General features: G+C 68.8%; 20 protein-coding genes. 16 read left to right on the forward strand and 4 right to left on the reverse strand.

Translation table 11 applies throughout. From position 1 onward, the window contains the following. Positions 1–2238, forward strand: a complete 2238-nt coding sequence (gene recG, locus ACZY1G_RS21020) for an ATP-dependent DNA helicase RecG (protein ID WP_463823525.1) — start codon at positions 1–3, stop codon at positions 2236–2238. Next, positions 2235–2942, forward strand: coding sequence for an HNH endonuclease family protein (locus ACZY1G_RS21025; RefSeq protein ID WP_463816939.1), 708 nt, complete (start codon positions 2235–2237; stop codon positions 2940–2942). The genes recG and ACZY1G_RS21025 overlap by 4 nt, the downstream gene beginning before the upstream one ends. 2 nt (positions 2943–2944) lie before the next feature. On the opposite strand, the gene ACZY1G_RS21030 is transcribed toward ACZY1G_RS21025, so the two are convergent. The 4 genes from ACZY1G_RS21030 to ACZY1G_RS21045 all read right to left on the reverse strand — a co-directional run bounded on the left by ACZY1G_RS21030 (position 2945) and on the right by ACZY1G_RS21045 (position 6179). After that, on the reverse strand, positions 2945–3202 hold the full coding sequence (locus ACZY1G_RS21030) for a hypothetical protein (protein ID WP_463816938.1): 258 nt from the start codon (positions 3200–3202) through the stop codon (positions 2945–2947). A gap of 58 nt (positions 3203–3260) precedes the next feature. Further along, positions 3261–4661, reverse strand: a complete 1401-nt coding sequence (locus tag ACZY1G_RS21035; RefSeq protein WP_463823526.1) for a PepSY-associated TM helix domain-containing protein — start codon at positions 4659–4661, stop codon at positions 3261–3263. Positions 4662–4796: 135 nt separating this feature from the next. Further along, entirely contained in the window at positions 4797–5321 is a 525-nt protein-coding gene (locus ACZY1G_RS21040; RefSeq protein WP_463816936.1) for a hypothetical protein, read from the reverse strand. A gap of 18 nt (positions 5322–5339) precedes the next feature. Beyond that, a complete protein-coding gene (locus ACZY1G_RS21045) occupies positions 5340–6179 on the reverse strand; it encodes an aldo/keto reductase (protein WP_463816935.1) in 840 nt (279 codons plus the stop codon). A 134-nt stretch (positions 6180–6313) separates the two neighbouring features. Between ACZY1G_RS21045 and ACZY1G_RS21050 the strand changes: the two genes are divergently transcribed. The 14 genes from ACZY1G_RS21050 (at position 6314) to smc (ending at position 21509) form a co-directional block, all read left to right on the forward strand. Then, complete coding sequence (locus tag ACZY1G_RS21050; protein ID WP_463823527.1) at positions 6314–7408, forward strand: alpha/beta hydrolase; 1095 nt, start codon at positions 6314–6316, stop codon at positions 7406–7408. A 44-nt stretch (positions 7409–7452) separates the two neighbouring features. Next, complete coding sequence (locus tag ACZY1G_RS21055; RefSeq protein WP_463816933.1) at positions 7453–8220, forward strand: DsbA family protein; 768 nt, start codon at positions 7453–7455, stop codon at positions 8218–8220. Continuing rightward, complete coding sequence (locus ACZY1G_RS21060) at positions 8217–8855, forward strand: vitamin K epoxide reductase family protein (protein ID WP_463823528.1); 639 nt, start codon at positions 8217–8219, stop codon at positions 8853–8855. Before ACZY1G_RS21055 ends, ACZY1G_RS21060 begins: the two co-directional genes overlap by 4 nt. A 40-nt stretch (positions 8856–8895) precedes the next feature. Beyond that, a complete protein-coding gene (locus tag ACZY1G_RS21065) occupies positions 8896–12321 on the forward strand; it encodes a pyruvate carboxylase (protein WP_463823656.1) in 3426 nt (1141 codons plus the stop codon). Then, positions 12318–12884, forward strand: coding sequence for a 16S rRNA (guanine(966)-N(2))-methyltransferase RsmD (gene rsmD / locus ACZY1G_RS21070; RefSeq protein WP_463817190.1), 567 nt, complete (start codon positions 12318–12320; stop codon positions 12882–12884). The genes ACZY1G_RS21065 and rsmD overlap by 4 nt, the downstream gene beginning before the upstream one ends. A gap of 60 nt (positions 12885–12944) precedes the next feature. Then, complete coding sequence (coaD, locus tag ACZY1G_RS21075; RefSeq protein ID WP_463816931.1) at positions 12945–13421, forward strand: pantetheine-phosphate adenylyltransferase; 477 nt, start codon at positions 12945–12947, stop codon at positions 13419–13421. A gap of 75 nt (positions 13422–13496) precedes the next feature. Beyond that, the gene (locus tag ACZY1G_RS21080; RefSeq protein WP_463816930.1) at positions 13497–14063 is read left to right on the forward strand and encodes a hemerythrin domain-containing protein; all 567 of its coding nucleotides are present in this window, start codon (positions 13497–13499) and stop codon (positions 14061–14063) included. Between the two features lie 108 nt (positions 14064–14171). Further along, positions 14172–14909 carry a cell division protein SepIVA gene (gene sepIVA, locus ACZY1G_RS21085; protein WP_463816929.1) on the forward strand — a complete coding sequence of 246 codons (738 nt, stop codon included), beginning with the start codon at positions 14172–14174 and terminating at the stop codon, positions 14907–14909. A gap of 68 nt (positions 14910–14977) precedes the next feature. After that, positions 14978–15568, forward strand: a complete 591-nt coding sequence (locus ACZY1G_RS21090; protein WP_463816928.1) for a YceD family protein — start codon at positions 14978–14980, stop codon at positions 15566–15568. After that, positions 15565–16266, forward strand: a complete 702-nt coding sequence (rnc, locus tag ACZY1G_RS21095; protein ID WP_463816927.1) for a ribonuclease III — start codon at positions 15565–15567, stop codon at positions 16264–16266. The genes ACZY1G_RS21090 and rnc overlap by 4 nt, the downstream gene beginning before the upstream one ends. Further along, a complete protein-coding gene (mutM, locus tag ACZY1G_RS21100) occupies positions 16259–17110 on the forward strand; it encodes a bifunctional DNA-formamidopyrimidine glycosylase/DNA-(apurinic or apyrimidinic site) lyase (protein ID WP_463823529.1) in 852 nt (283 codons plus the stop codon). Before rnc ends, mutM begins: the two co-directional genes overlap by 8 nt. 100 nt (positions 17111–17210) lie before the next feature. After that, positions 17211–17627: an OsmC family protein gene (locus ACZY1G_RS21105; RefSeq protein ID WP_463823530.1), complete on the forward strand. Its 417-nt coding sequence runs from the start codon at positions 17211–17213 to the stop codon at positions 17625–17627. Beyond that, complete coding sequence (locus ACZY1G_RS21110) at positions 17611–17895, forward strand: acylphosphatase (RefSeq protein ID WP_241204088.1); 285 nt, start codon at positions 17611–17613, stop codon at positions 17893–17895. Before ACZY1G_RS21105 ends, ACZY1G_RS21110 begins: the two co-directional genes overlap by 17 nt. Before the next feature lie 26 nt (positions 17896–17921). After that, entirely contained in the window at positions 17922–21509 is a 3588-nt protein-coding gene (gene smc / locus ACZY1G_RS21115; RefSeq protein WP_463823531.1) for a chromosome segregation protein SMC, read from the forward strand. The last annotated feature ends 30 nt before the right edge of the window (positions 21510–21539 follow it).

Below are 21539 nucleotides of genomic sequence, written 5' to 3' on the forward strand. Positions count from 1 at the left end.
GTGGCGACACTGAGTGATCGGCTCGACTTCGTGCTGGGTCGTAAGGCTGCCGAGCCGCTGGAGGAGCATCTGGGGCTGCGCACCTGCGGGGACCTGGTGCGGTACTTCCCTCGCAAGTACAGCGACGCGATGAGCGTGCGCGACGAGGGGGAGGAGCTCGACCTCGAAGAAGGCGAGCACGTCACGTTCGTCGACGTCATCACAGAGGCCACCCTGCGGTGGACCAACCGGCAGCCCAAGCGCGAATTCCTGGTCGTGACGCTCGGGCGGCGCAAGCCCAAGGTCACCGCCACCTTCTTCAACGCCAAGTACCTCAAACACTCTCTGGTGGAGGGCACCAAGGTGATGCTGTCCGGCGAGGTCGGATACTTCCGCGGCGTCATGCAGCTCACCCACCCCGCGTTTCTGATCCTGCGCGAGGACGGTACCGCCAAGGGCACCAAATCCCTGTCGACGATCGCCGATGCCGCAGGCGGCACCGACGTTCTGGCCGCGTTCGAGAAGGAATACTTCCCGATCTATCCGGCGACATCCAAGGTGCAGACCTGGGACATCTACGCCTGCATGCGTCAGATGCTCGCGGTGCTCGACCCGGTGCCCGATCCGCTGCCGGAATGGGTTGTCCGAGAACACGATCTGATGTCCGAGGACGCCGCGCTGCGCGCAGTGCACATGTCCGAGGACACCCGCGAACGCGAACGGGCGATCGAACGCCTCACCTACGACGAGGCGATCGGGCTGCAGTGGGGCCTGGTGGTGCGTAGGCACAGCGAGCTCTCCGGAACCGGGCCCGCGGCCGACCCCCGCGACGACGGTCTGGCCGCTGCGATGGCGGCGCAGCTGCCGTTCGAACTGACCGCTGGCCAGCGTGAGGTCCTCGACGTGATCTCCGCTGAGCTGGCCGGCGTGCACCCGATGAACCGGATGTTGCAGGGCGAAGTCGGTTCCGGCAAAACGGTTGTCGCGCTGCTGGCGATGCTGCAGATGATCGACGCCGGCTATCAGTGCGCGCTGCTCGCGCCGACCGAAGTGCTTGCCGCCCAGCACGCCCAGTCGATCCGCGCCATGCTGGGCCCGCTGGCGACGGCCGGGCAGCTCGGTGCCACCGACCAGGCCACCGCGGTGGCGCTGCTGACCGGCTCGATGACGGCGCAGCAGAAGCGCGATGCACGCCGGGAGGTCGCAAGCGGGACCGCCGGCATCGTGATCGGGACGCACGCGCTGCTACAGGACGGCGTGGAATTCGACAACCTCGGCATGGTCGTCGTCGACGAGCAGCACCGGTTCGGGGTCGAGCAACGAGATCGGTTGCGCGCCAAGGCTCCTGAGGGCATCACGCCGCACCTTCTGGTGATGACGGCGACGCCCATCCCGAGGACCGTGGCGCTGACGGTCTACGGAGACCTCGAGACTTCCACGTTGCGGGAGCTGCCGCGCGGCCGTCAGCCGATCACCACGACCGCGATCTTCGTCAGGGAGAAGCCGGCGTGGCTGCAGCGTGCCTGGCAGCGGGTCGTGGAGGAAGTCCGCTCCGGCCGGCAGGCCTATGTGGTGGCCTCCCGCATCGACGAGAACGACAAACCGGCCAAGGGCAAGGGCGGCAACAACACCGGGGACGCTGCACAGGGTGGGCCGCCGCCGGTCACGGTGGTCCAGATGTTCGAGCGGTTGGCCGACGGGCCATTGGCCGGGCTGCGGCTCGGCCTGATGCACGGCCGGCTCGCGGCCGACGACAAGGACGCGGTGATGTCGGCGTTCCGCGCCGGCGACATCGATGTGCTGGTGTGCACGACGGTGATCGAAGTGGGCGTCGACGTGCCCAACGCCACCGTGATGGTGGTGATGGACGCCGACCGCTTCGGCATCAGCCAGTTGCACCAGCTGCGTGGCCGGATCGGGCGCGGGCAGCATCCCAGCCTGTGCCTGTTGGCCACCAACCTGCCTCAGACCTCGAAGGCGGGTCAGCGCCTCACGGCCGTCGCCGGCACTCTGGACGGGTTCGCTCTCGCCGACCTCGACCTGCTCGAGCGCAGCGAAGGCGACGTGCTGGGCCTGCACCAGTCCGGCCGCGCGATCACGCTGCGCTTCCTGTCACTGGCCAGCCACCGCGAGATCATCGAGACGGCAAAAGAGCTGTGCGAGAAGGTGTTCGAACACGATCCGCAGGACCCCGGGATGGCGACGCTGTCGGCGCCGTTCGTCGACGCCGACCGCGTCCAGTACCTGGACATGTCGTGACCCGTCGGCAGCTGCTGTGGCTCACGGTCGCCACCGCGCTGGCCGTCGTCGTCGCCGTCCAGGTCGGCACGTCACCGCGCGGTGCGACGCGGTTCATCGCCCAGGCCGACATTCCCACTGTCGCACCCGGTGTCGACGTCCTCGCCGGCGTCGCCGAGATCCCCGCGCGCGTCCGCAGCCACGACTACCGCCGAGACGCGTTCGGCGAATCGTGGACCGACGACACCACGGCCCCCGGCGGACACAACGGCTGCGACACCCGCAACGACATCCTCGACCGGGACTTGCAGGAGAAGACCTACGTCGCGATCAAGCGGTGTCCCACCGCGGTGGCCACAGGCACCCTTCTCGACCCGTACACCAGCGTCGTGGTGGCGTTCACCCGCGGCAATCAGGTCGGCGCGGCCGTCCAGATCGACCACATCGTGCCGCTGGCGCTGGCCTGGGATCTCGGAGCGCGAGGCTGGCCGGACGACCTGCGCGCCCGGTTCGCCAACGATCCGGCCAACCTGCTCGCGGTCGACGGCCCGGCGAACCAGGACAAGGGGGACAAGGAGCCTGCCCTGTGGATGCCCCCCAATCAAGCCTTCCACTGCCAGTACGCGATGCAGTTCATCGCCGTTCTGCGCGGCTACGGGTTACCGGTTGACGCGCCGTCGGTGCCGGTGCTGCGCGATGCCGCAGCGACCTGCCCGACGGGCTGAGGTCAGGGCCTCGAGCCAGAACCGGTTCCGGACCGGTTGAACTGACCGGGGCCGGTCACCGACGGATCCCAGGGACCACCCGACGAGGGGCCCGAGGTCGGCGACCAGTCGCACTCATTCGAGCCCCAGGCGAACGGCCCCCAGCAGCCGGGGTCCCACGGCTGCTGGGCGACCTGAGATGCCGGAGCCGAGACGGTCGACAGCGCCGCACCGATCGTGAGCGCGGCGAGCGCAGCGGTGATGAGAATCCGTGTCGGCATGGTCGTCCCTTTCGCCGAGAGAGCGTGCTCTCATTGCACCCCGTCGCGGCCGCTCGCGCTAGAGGCTTCTGCCGGCGGCTCGACGTTTCCACCACCCGACGAGGACATCGGCCACCACGAAACCGGCCAGGGTCCAGCCCAGCAGGGGGAGAAACCAACCCACCGCGACCGCGCCGACCACGACGACAGCGGCAACCGCGGGATGCACCGCGCGCAGGCCGCCGCGGGCAGGTGGCCGCCCGAGTGCCCAGGCTGAGCCGCGAGTGGGCCTGCGCTGCCACCACATTCGATATCCACGCACGATGACCGTCAACAGGCCGACCGCGACCGCCAGCAGCAGGAGCTGGTTGAGCAGGCCGAACAGGAAGCCCATGTGGGCCCGGATGCCCCAGTCGGCGAGCTTGGCCATGGTCGAGTAGTCCCGCCAGTAGTCGACGACGCTGCCCACCGAGAGGTCGCGGGGGTTCACGGCGGCCACGTTCGTGGTCAGGCGGAACGGCGCGTCGACCTCGGACACCGTGGCGGCTCGACCAGGCTCGGCGGGCATCGTGATCTCGACCGGGGCGTGCACGCCGTGCGCGGCCGCGGCAGCCACCAGCCCGGAGTAGTCGACCGCACCGGCATCGGCCGTCGCGCCGCCGTGATGCGCGGCGTGCGGATCGGCGGATTCCGTGTTCACCTGTGGTCGTTGCCAATTGAATGCCGACCGAATCTCGGTGACGTGCGCGCCGGCGTAGGTGGACCAGGTGATACCGGTGGCGGACAGGAACACCAGTCCACCCAGCAGCCAGATGCCGGTCGCCCCATGCCAGTTCATCGTGAGGGTCCGTCCGGTGGCGCTGCGCTCCACACCGACGATGCGGCCGCGGCGCCCGCGGTGACGGTCCCGGGCGGCCTTGCTCACCCACAGCGCGGTACCGCCGAGTGCCACCACCCACAGCCACGATGCGGCGATCTCGCTGTAGATCCGGCCGGGTTCGCCGAGATTCAGGTGGCGGTGCAGACCGTCGAGCCACGTGCTGACGGGCAGATATCCCAACCACGTCACCTGTTCGCCGAGGATCTGGCCGGTGCCCGGGTCGACGAACACCGTGCGTGAATGATCCTGCGGCAGTGCCGGATCAGCGAGCGAGACGCGTGTGGTGTCACCCGCCGAGGCCGCCGGGCGCACGGAGCTGATCGGGAGATCCGGGTGAGCGGCACGCGCGCGCTGCACCTGCTCGTCGAGGGGGATGGGAGGCCGAGTGTCGACGGACAGCAGATCGCGGTAGACGACGCGCTCGATGCTCGGCGCCACGGCGTAGAGGCCGCCGGTGAGCGCGGCGACGACCAGGAACGGCCCGACGAGGACGCCCGCATAAAAGTGCAGGCGAACGAGGAGGGGACGCCCATCGCGTCGAGAAGGAGGTGACGGGACGGCGGGGGACAGGGGTTCGACGGTGTCGTCGGACAGGGTCATGACAGGACTTTCGGAATGGGCGCGCGGACGCACTGGTGGGGAAGAACACGAACGGAAGGCTGCGCCGGTGATCCGGGCGCAGCCGACAGACGAGCGCAGCGCACGCTGCGCGTCGATGACGGGAAGTGGGGGCCGCTAGCAGGCCGGCGACAGCGCTGGCGGGGCCCGCATACCCGTCCCGCCGATCGGAACCGGGCGAGGCCGCGCCGTCGTCACGCGATAGCGGGTGCGGGGTGCAGAAGGCCGCGGTGCTCGTCGTGCGAACAGACGCACCCAGCACAGGACGGAAACACACACCGCGTAGAGGAATTCGACGGATGTGATCGCGGCCGCCAGCAGCAGGGCAGCGCCGAGATGTGCCGCGGCCATCGACCAACCGAGTGCGCTGCCATGGTGGTGGGCCGCCATCGCCATCGCGAGGTGACCTGACAGTTGCGCGCCGCACAGGGCCGCCGCGGTCACGGCGTACGCCCCGCGGTCCGACCGAACGCAGGTGGCCAGAGCGCCGGCGGTCAGGCAGATCAGCAGGACGACGATCAACGCGGGACCGCGCGGAAGTCCACCGCCGCCGGCGGCGTGCGCGCCGGTCGTCATCATGGCCGAGGCGACCCCGACGAGCGCGCCTCGCAGCTGACGCGCACGCGCGGCGGGCCTGGTCACGCCACGCACCCTATCGGGCTAGGCGCCCGTGTACGACTCCGGATCCGGCCGGAACCGGGTGCCGTCGTTGAGTCCGTTCAACGATGCCATCTGCTCGTCGGAGAGCTCGAACCCGAACACGTCGAAGTTGGCCTCGATGCGTTCGGGCGACGACGAGCGGGGGATCACGATGTTGCCCAGCTGAATGCTCCAGCGGATCAGCACCTGCGCCGGCGTCCGGCTGTGGGCCTCGGCGATCGCCGCCACCGCGGGGTGCTCCAGGAGCCGGCCGACGCCGAGCGGGCCGTAGGCCTCGGTGGCGATACCGTGCCCGGCGTTGACCGCCCGCAACTCGGCCTGGTTCAGCAGGGGGTGCAGTTCGATCTGATTCACCGCCGGGGTGAAGAACGAGAGGCTGATGATGTCGTCGAGGTGGTGTTCGTGGAAGTTGCACACGCCGATCGAGCGGGTGTCGCCGACCTCTTTGGCCTTCATGAGGCCGCCCCAGCTGTCGACGTACTTGCCCTCGTCGCCGGCCGGCCAGTGGAGCAGGTAGAGATCGACGTAATCGAGCCCGAGCCGCTGCAGGCTGGCCTTGAGCGCATCCTGGGAGGACTGGAAGCCGAACTCCTCGGGCGACAACTTCGTGGTGACGAACACCTCGTCGCGCGGCACGCCCGAATCCGCGATGGCGCGACCCACCGCTGCCTCGTTGCCGTACGCGGCCGCGGTGTCGATGAGGCGGTAGCCGGCGTCGAGCGCCGTGCGAACCGATCGTTCGGTCTCGGAATCCGTCAGCTCGCCCACACCGAGGCCGATCACCGGCATCGTGTTGTCGTCGTTGAGCGTGACTGTGGGGATTGCGGCCGCCGAAGTCATGTCACCTTCTCTGCTGAAGTGGGGGGCTTGCGATGCGTGATGACTGACTATATTGCCGCAGTATTACCCCGCATAATCAGCGCCATGCCGCAGGGCCTGCGCTCATCGGGTTCCGCCGGCGAAAGGGCCACCACATGACCGAGACGCTCACTCGTACCGCACAGCCGCGGGCCCGGCGTCGTGACGTTGCCGCCAACGCCATCGCGGGTCTGACACTGCGCGCCCTGCCGCGCATCCCGGAACCCGTGAAGCGAGCGATGCTGGGTGGTCGATCGATCGTCATCGACGGCAACACCCTGGACACCACCCTGCAGTTGATGCTGGCCGGGCAGAAAGCCATCGGGCTCGACGGTCTGGTCAACGGCGATGACGTCGCGGCGGCGCGTGCCCAGTTGGAGCTGTTGTCTGCCAGTTTCGCGCGCCGCATCCCGGTGACCCAGGTGCGCGACCTGACGGTCAGCGGTGCGGCCGGTCCGATCCGCGCCCGGCACTACCGCACCGCCGAGCCCGACGCTCCGCTGCTGGTGTTCTTCCACGGTGGCGGCCACGCCATCGGCAGCATGGACACCCACGACGACCTGTGCCGGGAGATCTGCCGGTCCGGTGCGGTCCACGTGCTGTCGGTGGATTACCGGCTCGCGCCCGAACACAAGGCACCCTCCGGCGCCGACGACGCCTACGCGGCCTACCTGTGGGCCCGAGACCACGCCGCAGAACTCGGCGCCGATCCGCAGCGGGTCGCCGTGGGTGGCGACAGCGCGGGTGCCAACCTGTCCGCGGTGGTGGCGCTACGCGCCCGCGCCCTCGGCGCGCCGCAGCCCGCGCTCCAGTTGCTGCTCTATCCCGTCACCGATCACGGCGCCCAGACCCGGTCGCGGACCCTGTTCGCAAGCGGCTTCTTCCTGACCCAACGTGACATGGACTGGTTCACCACCCGGTTCCTCGACGGCGCGTCGGTCGGCGGAGACCACCCTGACGTGTCCCCGCTGCTCGCCGCCGACCACTCCGGCCTCGCTCCCGCGCTCATCGCGACTGCCGGCTTCGACCCGCTGCGCGACGAGGGTCGGCTCTATGCCGACGCGCTGCGCGCGGCCGGCACCCCGGTCGACTACCGCGAGTACGGCGCCGTCGTGCACGGGTTCGCGAACTTCTTCACCCTCGGCGGGGCCAGCGCCACGGCCACCGCCGATGTGATCTCGGCGATGCGGGCACATCTGAGTCGCGTCTGATGAGGCCACCGCCCCGTCCATCGAGCCGCCGGTAGTCTGTCCACGTGGCCACGAAACCCAAGAAGAACGCGCGGTACGACCTGAAGGCGGCCGATCGCAAGCGCAACCTGTTCGTGCAGATCGGTCTGACCTCGGTCGTCGTCGTCTTCGCGGTCGTCTTGGTGCTCTACATCGTGATGTCCGCCGACGACCAGCCCACCGCCGGCGAGGCTCAGTCCATCCGGGTGGCGTCGGCGAGTGTCATCAAGAAGGAGGGCACCGACGAGCCGAAGGCCGTGGTGTCGATGTACGAAGACTTCCTGTGCCCGCACTGCGGCGCGTTCGAGCAGCAGTTCGGTCCGACGATCAACAAGCTCGTCGACGCCGGTGTGATCGCCGCCGACTACTACATGGTCAGCATTCTCGACCGGCCGCAGAACCAGAACTATTCGTCACGCTCCGGTGGGGCCGCGTATTGCGTGGCCGCGGAGTCGAACGACGCCTTCCGCAGATTCCATGCCGCGCTGTATGCCCAGCAGCCGAGCGAGACCGGGTCCAGCTACCCCGACAACGCCCGCCTGATCGAGGTGGCGCGGCAGGCCGGCGCGGCAGGCACCGTCCCCGAGTGCATCAGCAAGGGTCGCTTCGTCGACATGGTGAAGGGGCTGGCGGGCGCCACCAACATCAAGGCCACGCCGACCGTCCGGATCAACGGCGAGGACTATCAGTACAGCACCCCTGACGAGCTGATCACCAAGCTGCGCAGCATCGTCGGTGACGTGCCCGGTCTGGCAGCCGCACCGCCCGCACCCGCACCGGCTCCCGCGTCATGACCGTCACCGCGGCAGGACCCGTCGAGCAGGCCGACCCGTCGTCGGACGGCGGGACGGGTGATGTCGCGGTGTCGCGCCGCAGCGCGTGGTGGGTCCTGATCGCCGGTGTCATCGGGCTCGCGTCCGCGCTGACGCTGACGATCGAGAAGATCGAGATCCTGATCAACCCGGACTACGTACCGTCCTGCAGCATCAATCCGGTTCTGTCCTGCGGTTCGGTGATGATCACCCCCCAGGCCTCGGTGTTCGGCTTCCCCAACCCCCTGCTCGGCATCGTCGGCTTCGCCGTGGTGGTGGTGACCGGTGTGCTGGCCGTCGCCCGGGTGGCGCTGCCTCGCTGGTACTGGGCGGGGCTGGCTGTCGGCGCAGCGCTGGGCACGTTGTTCGTGCACTGGTTGATCTTCCAGAGCCTCTACCGAATCGGGGCGCTGTGCCCGTACTGCATGGTGGTCTGGAGCGTGACGATTCCGCTTCTCGTGGTCGCCACCTCGATCGCCGTGGCGCCGCAGCGCAGCGACAACGTGGTGGTGCGCGGGATCTACACGTGGCGCTGGTCGCTGGTGGCACTGTGGTTCACCGCGGTGGTGCTGTTGATCCTGGAACGGTTCTGGAACTACTGGTCGACACTGATCTGACCTGCACCAGCGCGGGTTAAGGTGAACCGTGCCCGGCCAGATAACCAAAGTCCTCGTCGCCAATCGTGGTGAGATCGCCATTCGGGCGTTCCGTGCCGCCTACGAGATGGGCATCGCCACGGTGGCGGTGTATCCGTACGAAGACCGCAATTCCCTGCACCGGCTCAAGGCCGACGAGTCCTATCAAATCGGGGAGACCGGGCACCCCGTGCGGGCGTATCTCTCGGTCGGCGAGATCATGCGGGTCGCGCTGGAGGCCGGCGCCGACGCGGTCTACCCTGGGTACGGATTCCTCTCGGAGAACCCCGAACTGGCCGCGGCGTGTGCGGCCGCCGGCATCACCTTCGTCGGTCCCAGTGCCGACGTCCTCGAGCTGACCGGCAACAAGGCACGTGCCATCGAGGCCGCCCGGGCCGCGGGTCTGCCGGTGCTGTCGTCGTCGGCACCGTCCTCGTCGGTGGACGAGCTGGTCGCCGCAGCGCGCGACATGGAGTTCCCGCTCTTCGTGAAAGCGGTCTCGGGAGGCGGCGGCCGCGGCATGCGGCGGGTCACCGAGTTCGGCGCACTGGCCGAAGCAGTCGACGCCGCCAGCCGCGAGGCTGAGTCGGCGTTCGGCGACCCGACGGTGTACCTGGAGCAGGCGGTACTCAACCCCCGCCACATCGAGGTGCAGATCCTCGCCGACACCGACGGCAACGTCATGCACCTCTTCGAGCGCGACTGCAGCGTGCAGCGTCGACACCAGAAGGTGATCGAGCTGGCGCCGGCCCCGAACATGCCCGCCGAACTGCGGCAGCGCATCTGCGAGGACGCGGTCGCGTTTGCCCGCGGCATCGGCTACTCGTGTGCGGGCACCGTGGAGTTCCTGCTCGACGAGCGCGGCCACCACGTGTTCATCGAGTGCAACCCGCGAATCCAGGTGGAGCACACGGTGACCGAGGAGATCACCGACGTGGACCTGGTGGCGAGCCAGCTGCGCATCGCTTCGGGCAAGACGCTCGCCGATCTCGGGCTGAGCCAGGACATGCTCACCGCGCCTCGCGGATTCGCGATGCAGTGCCGGATCACCACCGAGGATCCCGCCAACGGGTTCCGGCCCGACACGGGCCGCATCACGGCCTACCGGTCACCCGGTGGTGCGGGCATCCGCCTGGACGGCGGTGCTGTGCTCGGCGCGGAGATCGGCGCCCACTTCGACTCCATGTTGGTCAAGTTGACCTGTCGCGGAAGGGATTTCGACACCGCGGTGGCCCGCGCTCATCGAGCGCTCGCCGAGTTCCGGGTGCGCGGGGTGTCGACGAACATACCGTTCCTGCAGGCCGTCGTCGACGATCCCGACTTCCGTGCAGGCCGGGTCACGACGTCATTCATCGATGAACGGCCCTATCTGCTCACCGCGCGTGCCCCCGCCGACCGCGGCACCAAGATCCTCAACTATCTGGCCGACGTCACGGTCAACCAGCCCCACGGACCGCGGACATCGTCGGTGTATCCGAACGACAAGCTGCCGTCCATCGACCTCGACACGATGCCGCCGCGGGGCAGCAAGCACCTGCTGACCGAAGTCGGGCCCGAGGGGTTCGCGCGGTGGATGCGTGAGTCGAAGTCGGTCGGCATCACCGACACCACGTTCCGTGACGCGCATCAGTCGTTGCTCGCCACCCGCATCCGGACCTCCGGCCTACTGATGGTCGCGCCCTACATCGCGCGGCTGACCCCGCAGCTGCTGTCGATCGAATGCTGGGGCGGTGCGACCTACGACGTGGCGCTGCGCTTCCTCAAGGAGGACCCCTGGGAGCGGCTGGCGGCCCTGCGCGAAGCCGTGCCGAACATCTGCCTGCAGATGCTCCTTCGCGGCCGGAACACGGTGGGCTACACCCCCTATCCGGAGTCGGTGACGCATGCCTTCGTGCAGGAGGCGACGGCCACCGGCATCGACATCTACCGGATCTTCGACGCGCTCAACAACGTCGACTCGATGCGACCAGCCATCGACGCAGTGCGTGAAACCGGTACCGCCGTCGCAGAAGTCGCGATGAGCTACACCGGCGACCTGTCCGACCCGGGGGAGAACCTCTACACGCTGGACTACTACCTGAAGCTTGCGGAGCAGATCGTCGACGCCGGTGCGCACGTGCTCGCGATCAAGGACATGGCCGGGCTGCTGCGGCCACAGGCGGCCGCGATGTTGGTCCGCGCCTTGCGCAGTCGTTTCGACCTGCCGGTGCATGTGCACACCCATGACACTCCCGGCGGGCAGCTGGCCACCTACCTTGCGGCATGGCAGGCGGGCGCGAGCGCTGTCGACGGCGCCTCGGCGCCGCTCGCAGGCACCACCAGCCAGCCGGCCCTGAGCTCCATCGTGGCGGCGACCGCGCACACCGAATACGACAGCGGTCTGTCGCTCGCGGCGGTCTGTGAGCTCGAGCCCTACTGGGAGGCGCTGCGAAAGGTGTACTCGCCCTTCGACGTCGCCAAGGCCGGACCCACGACGCCGACGGGGCGGGTGTACACCCACGAGATCCCCGGCGGTCAGCTGTCGAACCTGCGCCAGCAGGCCACCGCGCTGGGTCTCGGCGACCGCTTCGAGGAGATCGAGGCCGCCTATGCCGGTGCCGACCGAATCCTGGGGCGGCTGGTGAAGGTGACCCCGTCGTCGAAGGTGGTCGGTGATCTCGCCCTGGCGCTCGTGGGCGCTGGTGTGACTGCTGACGAATTCGCCGCCGAGCCAGACCGTTTCGACATCCCGGACTCCGTCATCGGATTCTTGCGCGGTGAACTCGGCGACCCTCCTGGGGGTTGGCCGGAGCCGTTGCGCACCAAGGCCTTGGCCGGACGTGCGGCGGCCAAGCCGGCCGAAGAGCTCAGCGCCGAGGACGAGAAAGCCCTCGGCCAGGAGGGCCCGCAGCGGCAGGCCACACTGAACAGGTTGTTGTTCCCCGGCCCCACCAAGGAGTTCGAGGCACACCGGGAACAATTCGGCGACACATCGAGCCTGTCGGCCAACCAGTTCTTCTACGGACTGCGCCACGGTGACGAGCACCGCGTCACGCTCGAGCGGGGGGTGCAGCTGCTCATCGGGCTCGAGGCGATCTCCGATCCCGACGAGCGCGGGATGCGCACCGTCATGTGCATCATCAACGGGCAGCTGCGTCCCGTCGTCGTCCGCGACCGCAGCGTCGCCAGCGATGTCCCCGCCGCCGAGAAGGCCGACCGCACCAACCCCGACCACGTCGCGGCCCCGTTCGCCGGCGTGGTGACCGTCGGCGTGGCAGAGGGAGACACCGTCGAGGCCGGCCAGACCATCGCGACGATCGAGGCGATGAAGATGGAGGCCGCGATCACCGCACCCAAGGCCGGAACCGTTGCACGCGTCGCTGTTTCGGCCACCGCGCAGGTCGAGGGCGGTGACCTGCTCGTGGTCGTCGGATCGGCGGGTCGCGGGAACACCGAGGACGCCAGCTGACCCGGATCATCGCCGGCGCATACGGCGGGCGCCGAATCGCCGTGCCGCAACAGAAGTCCGGCCGCGGAACCCGGCCCACCACCGACCGCGTCCGGGAGTCGATGTTCAACATGCTCGCCGCGCGGGTGGATTTCGAGGGACTTGACGTACTCGACCTGTTCGCGGGGTCGGGCGCGCTGGGACTCGAGGCGCTCTCGCGCGGGGCCCGCTCGGCGGTGTTCGTCGAATCAGACGCCCGGGCGGCCGCGGTCATCGAGAAGAACATCGCCGCTTTGGGAGCACGGGGAGCGCAGGTGCGGCGCGCGCCGGCGGCGAGTGTGGTGGCGGGTCCGGCGCCACGGCCCGTCGACCTGGTGCTGGCCGACCCGCCCTATGAGGTGTCGACCGCCACGGTGCAAGCGCTACTGGGCGATCTGGTCACTCACCGCTGGACAGCGCCCGGTGCGGTCGCCGTCGTCGAACGCCCCACCGGCGCGGCCGAGATCGCCTGGCCCGCCGGATGGTCGGCGGACTCACCCCGCCGCTACGGTGACACGCGCCTGGAGATCGGCACCGCGGACTGAGCTCGACCACGACCACAACCCCCGCCTGGGTACGCCCACCCCCTGCTAGCGTCGTCGTCCATGAGCGGAGCTGTCTGTCCGGGATCCTTCGACCCGGTGACGCTGGGGCACATCGACATCTTCGAACGCGCCGCCGCCCAGTTCGACGAGGTCGTCGTCGCGGTGTTGGTGAACCCGGCGAAGAAGGGCATGTTCGCCGTCGAGGAACGCATCGAGATGATCGCCGAATCGACGTCGCATCTGTCGAATCTGCGCGTGGAGTCAGGCAGCGGCCTGGTCGTCGACTTCGTCAAGGACCGTGGGTTGACCGCGATCGTGAAAGGTCTACGTACCGGCACCGACTTCGAGTACGAGCTGCAGATGGCGCAGATGAACAAACACGTCGCCGGCGTGGACACGTTCTTCGTTGCCACGACGCCCCGGTACTCGTTCGTGTCGTCGTCGCTGGCCAAAGAGGTCGCCCAACTGGGTGGCGACGTCTCCGATCTGTTGCCCGCGGCCGTCAACGCCCGACTTCAGGCGAAACTGAGCGGTTGACGCCGACGTCGGCGGGTAGTGAAAGCGCAGGCGCGACAGCCCGCGCGCCGCATCCCGTTGACGGAGGTATCTGCCGTGGTTGAGACATTCGTGCAATCGACCGACGACGTCGTGGCGTTCCTGCGCGACCAGCACAATCTGATCAAGGACTTGTTCGAGGAGGTCCTGCACGCCTCCGAGCCGAAGGCCCGCGAGACGGCGTTCGTCGAACTGCGCCAGCTTCTCGCCGTTCACGAGACGGCCGAGGAGATGGTCGTACATCCGCGCGCCCGTCGCGACGGAGCGGCCGGGGACGCCGTCGTCGATGCCCGGCTGCGCGAGGAGCACGAAGCCAAAGAGCAACTGTCGAAGCTGGAGTCGCTCGACATCGCCTCCGACGAGTTCATCGTCGAATTGACCGCGTTCCGCGAGGCGGTGCTCGAGCACGCCGAGCGCGAGGAAACCGAGGAGTTCACCTCACTGAAGAAGGACCTCGACGAAACCGAGCTCAGGGGACTTGCCGCCGCGGTGCGCGCCGCCGAGGCGATCGCGCCCACGCGCCCGCACCCGGGCGTCGAATCGGCGAAGCTCAACTTCGCGGTGGGTCCGTTCGCCTCGATGCTCGACCGCGCCAGGGACGCGATCGGCGCTGCACTGCGCTGAATACGATCGCGCCGCCGAATCGACGGCGACACACCGGACAGGAAGCCGAGTCACAGGCGTAACACCAGGCACACTGGTCACTAACAACTACGCCTGGAGGGTGTCGCCGTGTACCGAGTTTTTGAAGCGCTCGATGAATTGGGTGCCATCGTCGAAGAGGCCCGCGGCGTGCCGATGACGGCCGGCTGCGTCGTGCCCCGTGGGGACGTGCTGGAACTGATCGACGACATCAAGGACGCCATCCCCGGCGAACTCGACGACGCGCAGGACGTGCTCGATGCCCGTGACGGGATGCTGCGGGAAGCCAAGGACCACGCCGAATCGACGGTGTCGACGGCCAATGCCGAGGCCGATTCGATGGTCAACCACGCCCGCGCGGAGGCAGACCGGTTGCTGGCCGACGCGAAAGCCCAGGCCGACCGCATGGTCGCCGAGGCGCGCCAGCACAGCGAGCGCATGGTCGCCGAGGCCCGCGAGGAGGCCGCCCGGATCTCGGCCACCGCCAAGCGTGAGTACGAGGCCAGCACCGGGCGGGCCAAGTCGGAGGCCGACCGCCTGATCGAGAGCGGCAACATGGCCTACGAGAAGGCTGTCCAGGAAGGCATCAAGGAGCAGCAACGGCTGGTCAGCCAGACCGAGATCGTGGCAACGGCGACCGCGGAAGCCACCCGGATGATCGACTCGGCGCATGCCGAGGCTGACCGGCTGCGCGGCGAATGCGACATCTACGTCGACAGCAAGCTCGCCGAGTTCGAAGACTTCCTCAACGGGACCATCCGATCGGTCGGCCGCGGCCGGCATCAGCTGCGCACCGCCGCCGGTACACACGACTACGTATCCCGCTAACCGGGCGTCTGCCCGCCCTCGCGGCATACACCCGTATTGCGCCGGGGCGGCGCGTCTACGATGCAGGCATGGCGACGCGCGTTAACACTGCGGCGCGCCGGGGATCACGGTCGCCGTTGGTCATCGACATCTCCCGGCTCGGCAGGCGGCCCGGCTCGATGATCACCGTCGAGGATACGGTGGCGAGCCCCTTCCGTATCGGGCTGGACCTGATCGCGGTCCCCGAGGGCGCGCCCCTGCACCTGGAGCTCCGGCTGGAGTCGGTGTCCGAAGGCGTGCTGGTCACCGGCACGGTCTCCGGGCCCACCCAAGGGGAGTGTGCCCGCTGCCTCACACCGGTCACCGGCGATGTCTCGATCGACCTGACGGAGTTGTACGCCTACCCCGACAGCACCACCGAGGCCACCACCGAGGAGGACGAGATCCCCAGGGTCGGCCGCGACGGCGGCACCGACACCGTCGACCTCGAGCAGCCGATCATCGACGCGGTGGGGCTCGCCCTGCCGTTCTCCCCGGCCTGCACCCCTGACTGCGCCGGCTTGTGCCCCGAATGCGGAGTGAGGATGGCCGACGCCGAGCCCGGGCACCACCACGACCAGATCGACCCGCGGTGGGCCAAACTCGCCCAGCTCCGCGAGCCGACCGGAGACGAGCAGTGACGGTCGACCGCGAACCACTGATCGAAGCCCTCGGCGTACGGCTGGCCCCGGATCTGCTCACGATCGCGCTGACCCACCGCAGCTACTCCTACGAGAACGGCGGCCTGCCGACCAACGAACGCCTGGAGTTCCTCGGCGACTCCGTGCTCGGTCTCACCATCACCGAGGAGCTCTACCACCGTCACCCCGAACGGTCCGAAGGCGACCTGGCCAAGTTGCGGGCCAGCATCGTCAACACCCAGGCGCTCGCCGATGTCGGACGGCGGCTCTCGGACAAGGGCCTGGGGAACTACCTGCTGCTCGGCAAGGGTGAGGAGAACTCGGGCGGTGCGGACAAGTCCAGCATCCTCGCCGATGGTGTCGAATCTCTGCTGGGCGCCATCTATCTGGAGCACGGCGCGGAGGTAGCCCGCGAGGTGATCCTCCGATTGTTCAGCGAACTGCTCGACACCGCACCCACATTGGGTGCCGGTCTGGACTGGAAGAGCAGCCTGCAGGAACTCACCGCGGCCCGAGGTCTCGGGGCGCCGAGCTACGTCGTGTCCTCCACCGGGCCGGATCACGACAAAGAGTTCACCGCCACCGTCGTCGTCGCCGAGCGGGACTACGGCACCGGCGTGGGCAAGACGAAGAAAGAAGCGGAGCTCAAAGCCGCCGCCGCTGCGTGGAACGCGCTGACCGAAGAGCGGAATGCCTGAACTTCCCGAAGTCGAGGTGGTCCGTCGCGGCTTGGCCGCGCACGTCACCGGTAAGACCCTCACCGGCGTCCGCGTTTACCATCCGCGCGCGGTGCGCCGCCACGAGGCTGGCCCTGCCGACCTGACCGCGCGTCTGCTCGACATGACGATCACAGGCACGGGGCGGCGGGGGAAGTACCTGTGGCTCACGCTCTCCGACGGATCGGCCGTGGTCGTGCACCTCGGAATGAGTGGGCAGATGCTCTTGGGTCCCGTGCCCAACGAAAACCATCTGCGCATCGCCGCACTGCTGGACGACGGCACCACGCTCAGCTTCGTCGACCAGCGCACGTTCGGCGGATGGATGCTCGCCGACATGGTGACCATCGACGGGACGGAGGTGCCCGTGCCCGTAGCGCACATCGCCCGGGACCCGCTCGACCCGGACTTCGATCGCGACGCTGTTGTTGCGGTGTTGCGGCGCAAGCATTCCGAGATCAAACGCCAACTGCTCGATCAGACGGTGGTGTCCGGGATCGGCAACATCTACGCCGATGAGGCGCTGTGGCGCGCGAAGGTCAACGGGGCGCGGCTGGCGTCCGGTCTGTCGAAAGCCAAGCTGGCCGAGGTGCTCGAGGCTGCCACCGCGGTGATGACCGACGCGCTGGGTCAGGGCGGCACCTCGTTCGACTCGCTCTATGTGAACGTCAACGGGGAGTCGGGGTACTTCGATCGATCGCTGGACGCGTACGGTCGCGACGGCCAACCGTGCCGGCGGTGCGGGGCGATCATGCGGCGGGAGAAGTTCATGAACCGCTCGTCGTGCTACTGCCCGCGGTGCCAACCGCGCCCGCGCACTCGCTGACGCGCCCGCCGTTGTCCTGCGCGGGTGAGAAGCCATGGCTGCGCCACGCCGCTGGGGGCGACCAGGAATGCTATTCCGCACGGGGTTGTAGAAATAGGGCATGACGGAACTGTGGGTGGAACGCACCGGCGTGCGGCGCTACACCGGGCGCAGCACGCGCGGTGCGGAAGTCCTCGTCGGCTCCGAAGACGTCGACGGCGTCTTCACGCCCGGCGAACTGATGAAGATCGCGCTGGCGGCCTGCAGCGGGATGTCCAGCGATCAGCCGCTGCGGCGGCGCCTCGGCGACGACTACCGCACCACGATCCGGGTGTCCGGCGCTGCTGACCGCGACCAGGAGCGCTACCCGCATCTCGCGGAGTGGTTGGAGATCGACCTCTCCAGCCTGTCGCCCGAAGAGAAGGCCCGGTTGCTGACCGTCGTCGAACGCGCGATCGACTCGGTGTGCACGGTGGGACGCACGTTGAAATCGGGAACTGAAGTGACATTTGAGGTCAAAGATGTTGGGGGAGAGTGAGGTCCGCCTCACCGCCTGGGTGCACGGTCACGTCCAGGGGGTGGGTTTCCGCTGGTGGACGCGCTCTCGCGCGCTGGAACTGGGGCTGACCGGCTTCGCCGCGAACAAGGCCGACGGACGCGTCCAGGTGGTCGCGCAAGGCCCGCGGGAGGCCTGCGAAAAGCTCCTCGACCTGCTCGAACACGGTGACACGCCCGGCCGTGTCGACACCGTCGTCGCCGACTGGTCCGCGGCGTCCGACGCGCTCTCCGGCTTCACCGAGCGCTGAGGTCAGCGACGGTAGGGTAACGCGTCATGCACTTGAAGAGTCTGACGCTGAAGGGCTTCAAGTCCTTCGCCTCGCCGACGACTCTTCGCTTCGAGCCGGGCATCACGTGTGTCGTGGGCCCCAACGGGTCGGGTAAGTCCAACGTCGTCGACGCCCTGACCTGGGTGATGGGGGAGCAGGGCGCCAAGACGCTGCGCGGCGGCAAGATGGAAGACGTCATCTTCGCCGGCACGTCGTCGCGCGCGCCGCTCGGGCGCGCCGAGGTGACGCTGACGATCGACAACTCCGACAACGCGCTGCCGATCGAGTACTCCGAGGTGTCGATCACCCGTCGGATGTTCCGTGACGGCGCCGGTGAATACGAGATCAACGGCAGCCGTTGCCGTTTGGCCGATGTGCAGGAACTGCTCAGCGACTCCGGCATCGGCCGCGAGATGCACGTGATCGTCGGCCAGGGCAAGCTCTCGGAGATCCTCGAATCGCGCCCCGAGGACCGTCGGGCGTTCATCGAGGAAGCCGCCGGGGTGCTCAAGCACCGCAAGCGCAGGGAAAAAGCCGTACGCAAGCTCGATTCGATGGCGGCCAACCTGGCTCGGCTCACCGACCTCACCACGGAACTGCGGCGTCAGCTCAAACCGCTCGGCCGGCAGGCTGAGATGGCCCGGCGAGCGCAAACCATCCAGGCCGATCTGCGCGACGCCCGCCTGCGGCTTGCCGCAGACGACCTGGTGACTCGCAAGTCCGAGTTCGACGACACCAACCAGGCCGAGACCACGCTGCGCCGCGAACACGACGAACTCAGCGCGCGGCTGCAGACTCGCACCCTGGAACTGGACGCCCACGAGAGTGCGGTGGCCGACCTCAGCGAGCGTGCCGACACCGCGCAGCAGCGATGGTTCCGGCTCTCGGCGCTCGCCGAGCGAGTCGCGGCCACCGTACGCATCGCCAACGAACGCGCCCAGTACCTCGACGCCGAACCCGAGCGGTCCAGCGGACCTGACCCCGACGAGCTCGAGGCCCAGGCCGACGAGATCGCCGAGCAGGAGCAGGCCCTGCTCGAGCAGCTCGAGGAATCGCGCGAACGGCTCGACGGCGCACGTGCCGAGCTCGCCGAGCGCGAGCGCGTGGCCGCCGACGCCGAGCGCGCCCACATGGCGGCGGCGCGGGCCGAAGCTGATCGTCGCGAGGGTCTGGCGCGGCTCGCCGGCCAGGTCGACACCATGCGCACCCGGGTCGAGTCCATCGACGAGACCGTTGCGCGGCTGAGCGCAGGCATCGACGACGCCGCTACCCGGGCGCAGCAGGCCCAAGCCGAGTTCGAGACAGTGCAGGCCCGCGTCAGTGAACTCGACGCCGGCGAAGTCGGCCTCGACGAACACCACGACAGGACCGTGACCGCTCTGCGGCTGGCCGACGAGCGAGTCGCCGAGCTGCAGACCGCGGAGCGCGCCGCCGAACGGCAGGTCGCCTCTCTGCAGGCCCGCATCGATGCGCTCTCCGTCGGGCTCGATCGCAAGGACGGAGCGGCCTGGCTGCAGCAGAACCACAGCGGTAGCGGGCTTTTGGGCTCTCTGGCCGCGATGGTCAAGGTGGCCCCCGGTCACGAATCGGCCATCGCCGCCGTGCTGGGCGCGGCCGCCGACGCTCTTGCCGTCGACGGGATCGGCAGCGCGGCAGATGCATTGCGCGCCCTCAAGGACTCCGACGGCGGCCGTGCGGCGCTGGTGCTGGGCGACTGGCCGCAGCCGACGGGTGCCGCCCCCCGGTCGTTGCCTACCGGTGCGGTGTGGGCGCGTGACGTGGTGGAACCCGCGCCGCGCCTGCACGGCGCTGTGACGGCGATGCTCGCCGGGGTCGCGGTGGTCGACGACCTGCGCACCGCCCTGGAATTCGTTGCCGCACAACCAGATCTGCGTGCTGTGACCGCCGACGGCGACCTGGTGGGAGCGGGCTGGGTCAGTGGCGGGTCGGACCGCAAGCCGAGCACACTGGAGATCCAGTCCGAGGTCGACAAGGCGCGGTCCGAGCTCGTCGACGCCGAACGGCAGACCGCCGAACTGTCGGCTGCGCTGTCCGGTGCGCTCGCCGAGCAGGCCAGCCGCCAGGATGCGGCCGAACAGGCCCTTGCCGCGCTCAACGAGTCGGACACGGCGATCTCGGCCATCTACGAGCAGCTCGGCCGGTTGGGGCAAGAGGCCCGCACCGCCGACGACGAATGGCAGCGGCTGATCACCCAGCGCGACGAACTGGAGGTGGGGCGCAACCGCACCATCGCCGAACTGAGCGAGCTCGAGGCGCGACTGCGCCACGCCCAGCAGGAGCCGATGTTCGACGCCGAGCCCGTCGACCGCCAGGAATGGACGGCCGCGGCCGAGGCTGCGCGGGCTGCGGAGGTGGAAGCCCGGCTCGCGGTCCGCACGGCTGAAGAACGCGCCAATGCCGTTCGCGGACGGGCGGATTCGCTCCGTCGGGCAGCATCAGCCGAGCGGGAGGCCCGCGTGCGGGCCCAGAATGCGCGCGAGGCGCGCGTGCGCACCGCGGCCGTAGCCGCTGCGGTGGCCGAGTCCGGCCGACTCGTCGCGGCACGGCTGAGTAGCGCGGTGGGCGTGGCGTCGAGGGTGCGCGACGAAATCGCCGCTGAACGTCAGGTCCGCGCCGCAGCCCTGGGCAAGGCCCGCGAAGAAGTCTCCGAGCTCACCACCCGGATCGCCGCGCTCACCGACGCACTGCACCGCGACGAGGTCGCCAAGGCGCAGGCTGCCCTGCGCATCGAGCAGCTCGAGGCGCAGGTCCTCGAACAATTCGGAATGGCGGCGGCCGATCTGGTCGCCGAGTACGGGCCCGATGTGGCGTTGCCGCCGACCGAGCTCGAGATGGCCGAGTACGAGCAGGCGCGTGAACGCGGCGAGCAGGTCACCGCGCCGGCGCCGATGCCCTACGACCGGCCCACCCAACAGCGGCGCGCCAAGAGAGCCGAACGGGAGCTGGCCGAACTGGGCCGGGTGAATCCGCTGGCGCTCGAGGAGTTCGCGGCGCTCGAGGAGCGCTACAACTTCTTGTCGACTCAGCTGGAGGACGTCAAGGCTGCGCGCAAAGATCTGCTCGATGTGGTCGCCGAAGTCGACGCCCGCATCCTGCAGGTGTTCGCCGAGGCGTACAACGATGTGGAACGTGAGTTCTCCCAAGTGTTTTCGACGTTGTTCCCCGGTGGAGAAGGCCGGTTGCTGTTGACCGACCCGAGCGACATGTTGACCACCGGCATCGAGGTCGAAGCCCGACCGCCGGGCAAGAAGATCAAGCGCCTCTCACTGCTCTCGGGCGGGGAGAAGTCGCTGACCGCCGTGGCGATGCTGGTGGCCATCTTCAGGGCCCGGCCGTCACCGTTCTACGTGATGGACGAGGTGGAGGCCGCGCTCGACGACGTCAACCTGCGGCGGTTGATCAGCTTGTTCGAGCAGCTGCGTGAGCGCTCCCAGCTGATCGTCATCACCCACCAGAAGCCGACGATGGAGGTCGCCGACGCGCTGTACGGCGTCACGATGCGCGGCGACGGCATCACCACGGTCATCTCGCAGCGGATGCGAGGGCAGGAGCTGGTCACCAGCCCGTCGTGAGGCCGCGTCCAGATCGACGTAATGGTGGGT

It is taken from the genome of Mycobacterium sp. IDUB_5 (assembly GCF_055419565.1).

Coding starts and splice junctions, on each gene's coding strand:
- ACZY1G_RS21030 (WP_463816938.1), bottom strand. CDS start 3,202: ATGCCGACACGGATTCTCATCACCGCTGCGCTCGCCGCGCTCACGATC.
- ACZY1G_RS21035 (WP_463823526.1), bottom strand. CDS start 4,661: ATGACCCTGTCCGACGACACCGTCGAACCCCTGTCCCCCGCCGTCCCG.
- ACZY1G_RS21045 (WP_463816935.1), bottom strand. CDS start 6,179: ATGACTTCGGCGGCCGCAATCCCCACAGTCACGCTCAACGACGACAAC.
- ACZY1G_RS21050 (WP_463823527.1), top strand. CDS start 6,314: ATGACCGAGACGCTCACTCGTACCGCACAGCCGCGGGCCCGGCGTCGT.
- ACZY1G_RS21060 (WP_463823528.1), top strand. CDS start 8,217: ATGACCGTCACCGCGGCAGGACCCGTCGAGCAGGCCGACCCGTCGTCG.
- coaD (WP_463816931.1), top strand. CDS start 12,945: ATGAGCGGAGCTGTCTGTCCGGGATCCTTCGACCCGGTGACGCTGGGG.
- ACZY1G_RS21090 (WP_463816928.1), top strand. CDS start 14,978: ATGGCGACGCGCGTTAACACTGCGGCGCGCCGGGGATCACGGTCGCCG.
- mutM (WP_463823529.1), top strand. CDS start 16,259: ATGCCTGAACTTCCCGAAGTCGAGGTGGTCCGTCGCGGCTTGGCCGCG.
- ACZY1G_RS21105 (WP_463823530.1), top strand. CDS start 17,211: ATGACGGAACTGTGGGTGGAACGCACCGGCGTGCGGCGCTACACCGGG.
- ACZY1G_RS21110 (WP_241204088.1), top strand. CDS start 17,611: ATGTTGGGGGAGAGTGAGGTCCGCCTCACCGCCTGGGTGCACGGTCAC.
- smc (WP_463823531.1), top strand. CDS start 17,922: ATGCACTTGAAGAGTCTGACGCTGAAGGGCTTCAAGTCCTTCGCCTCG.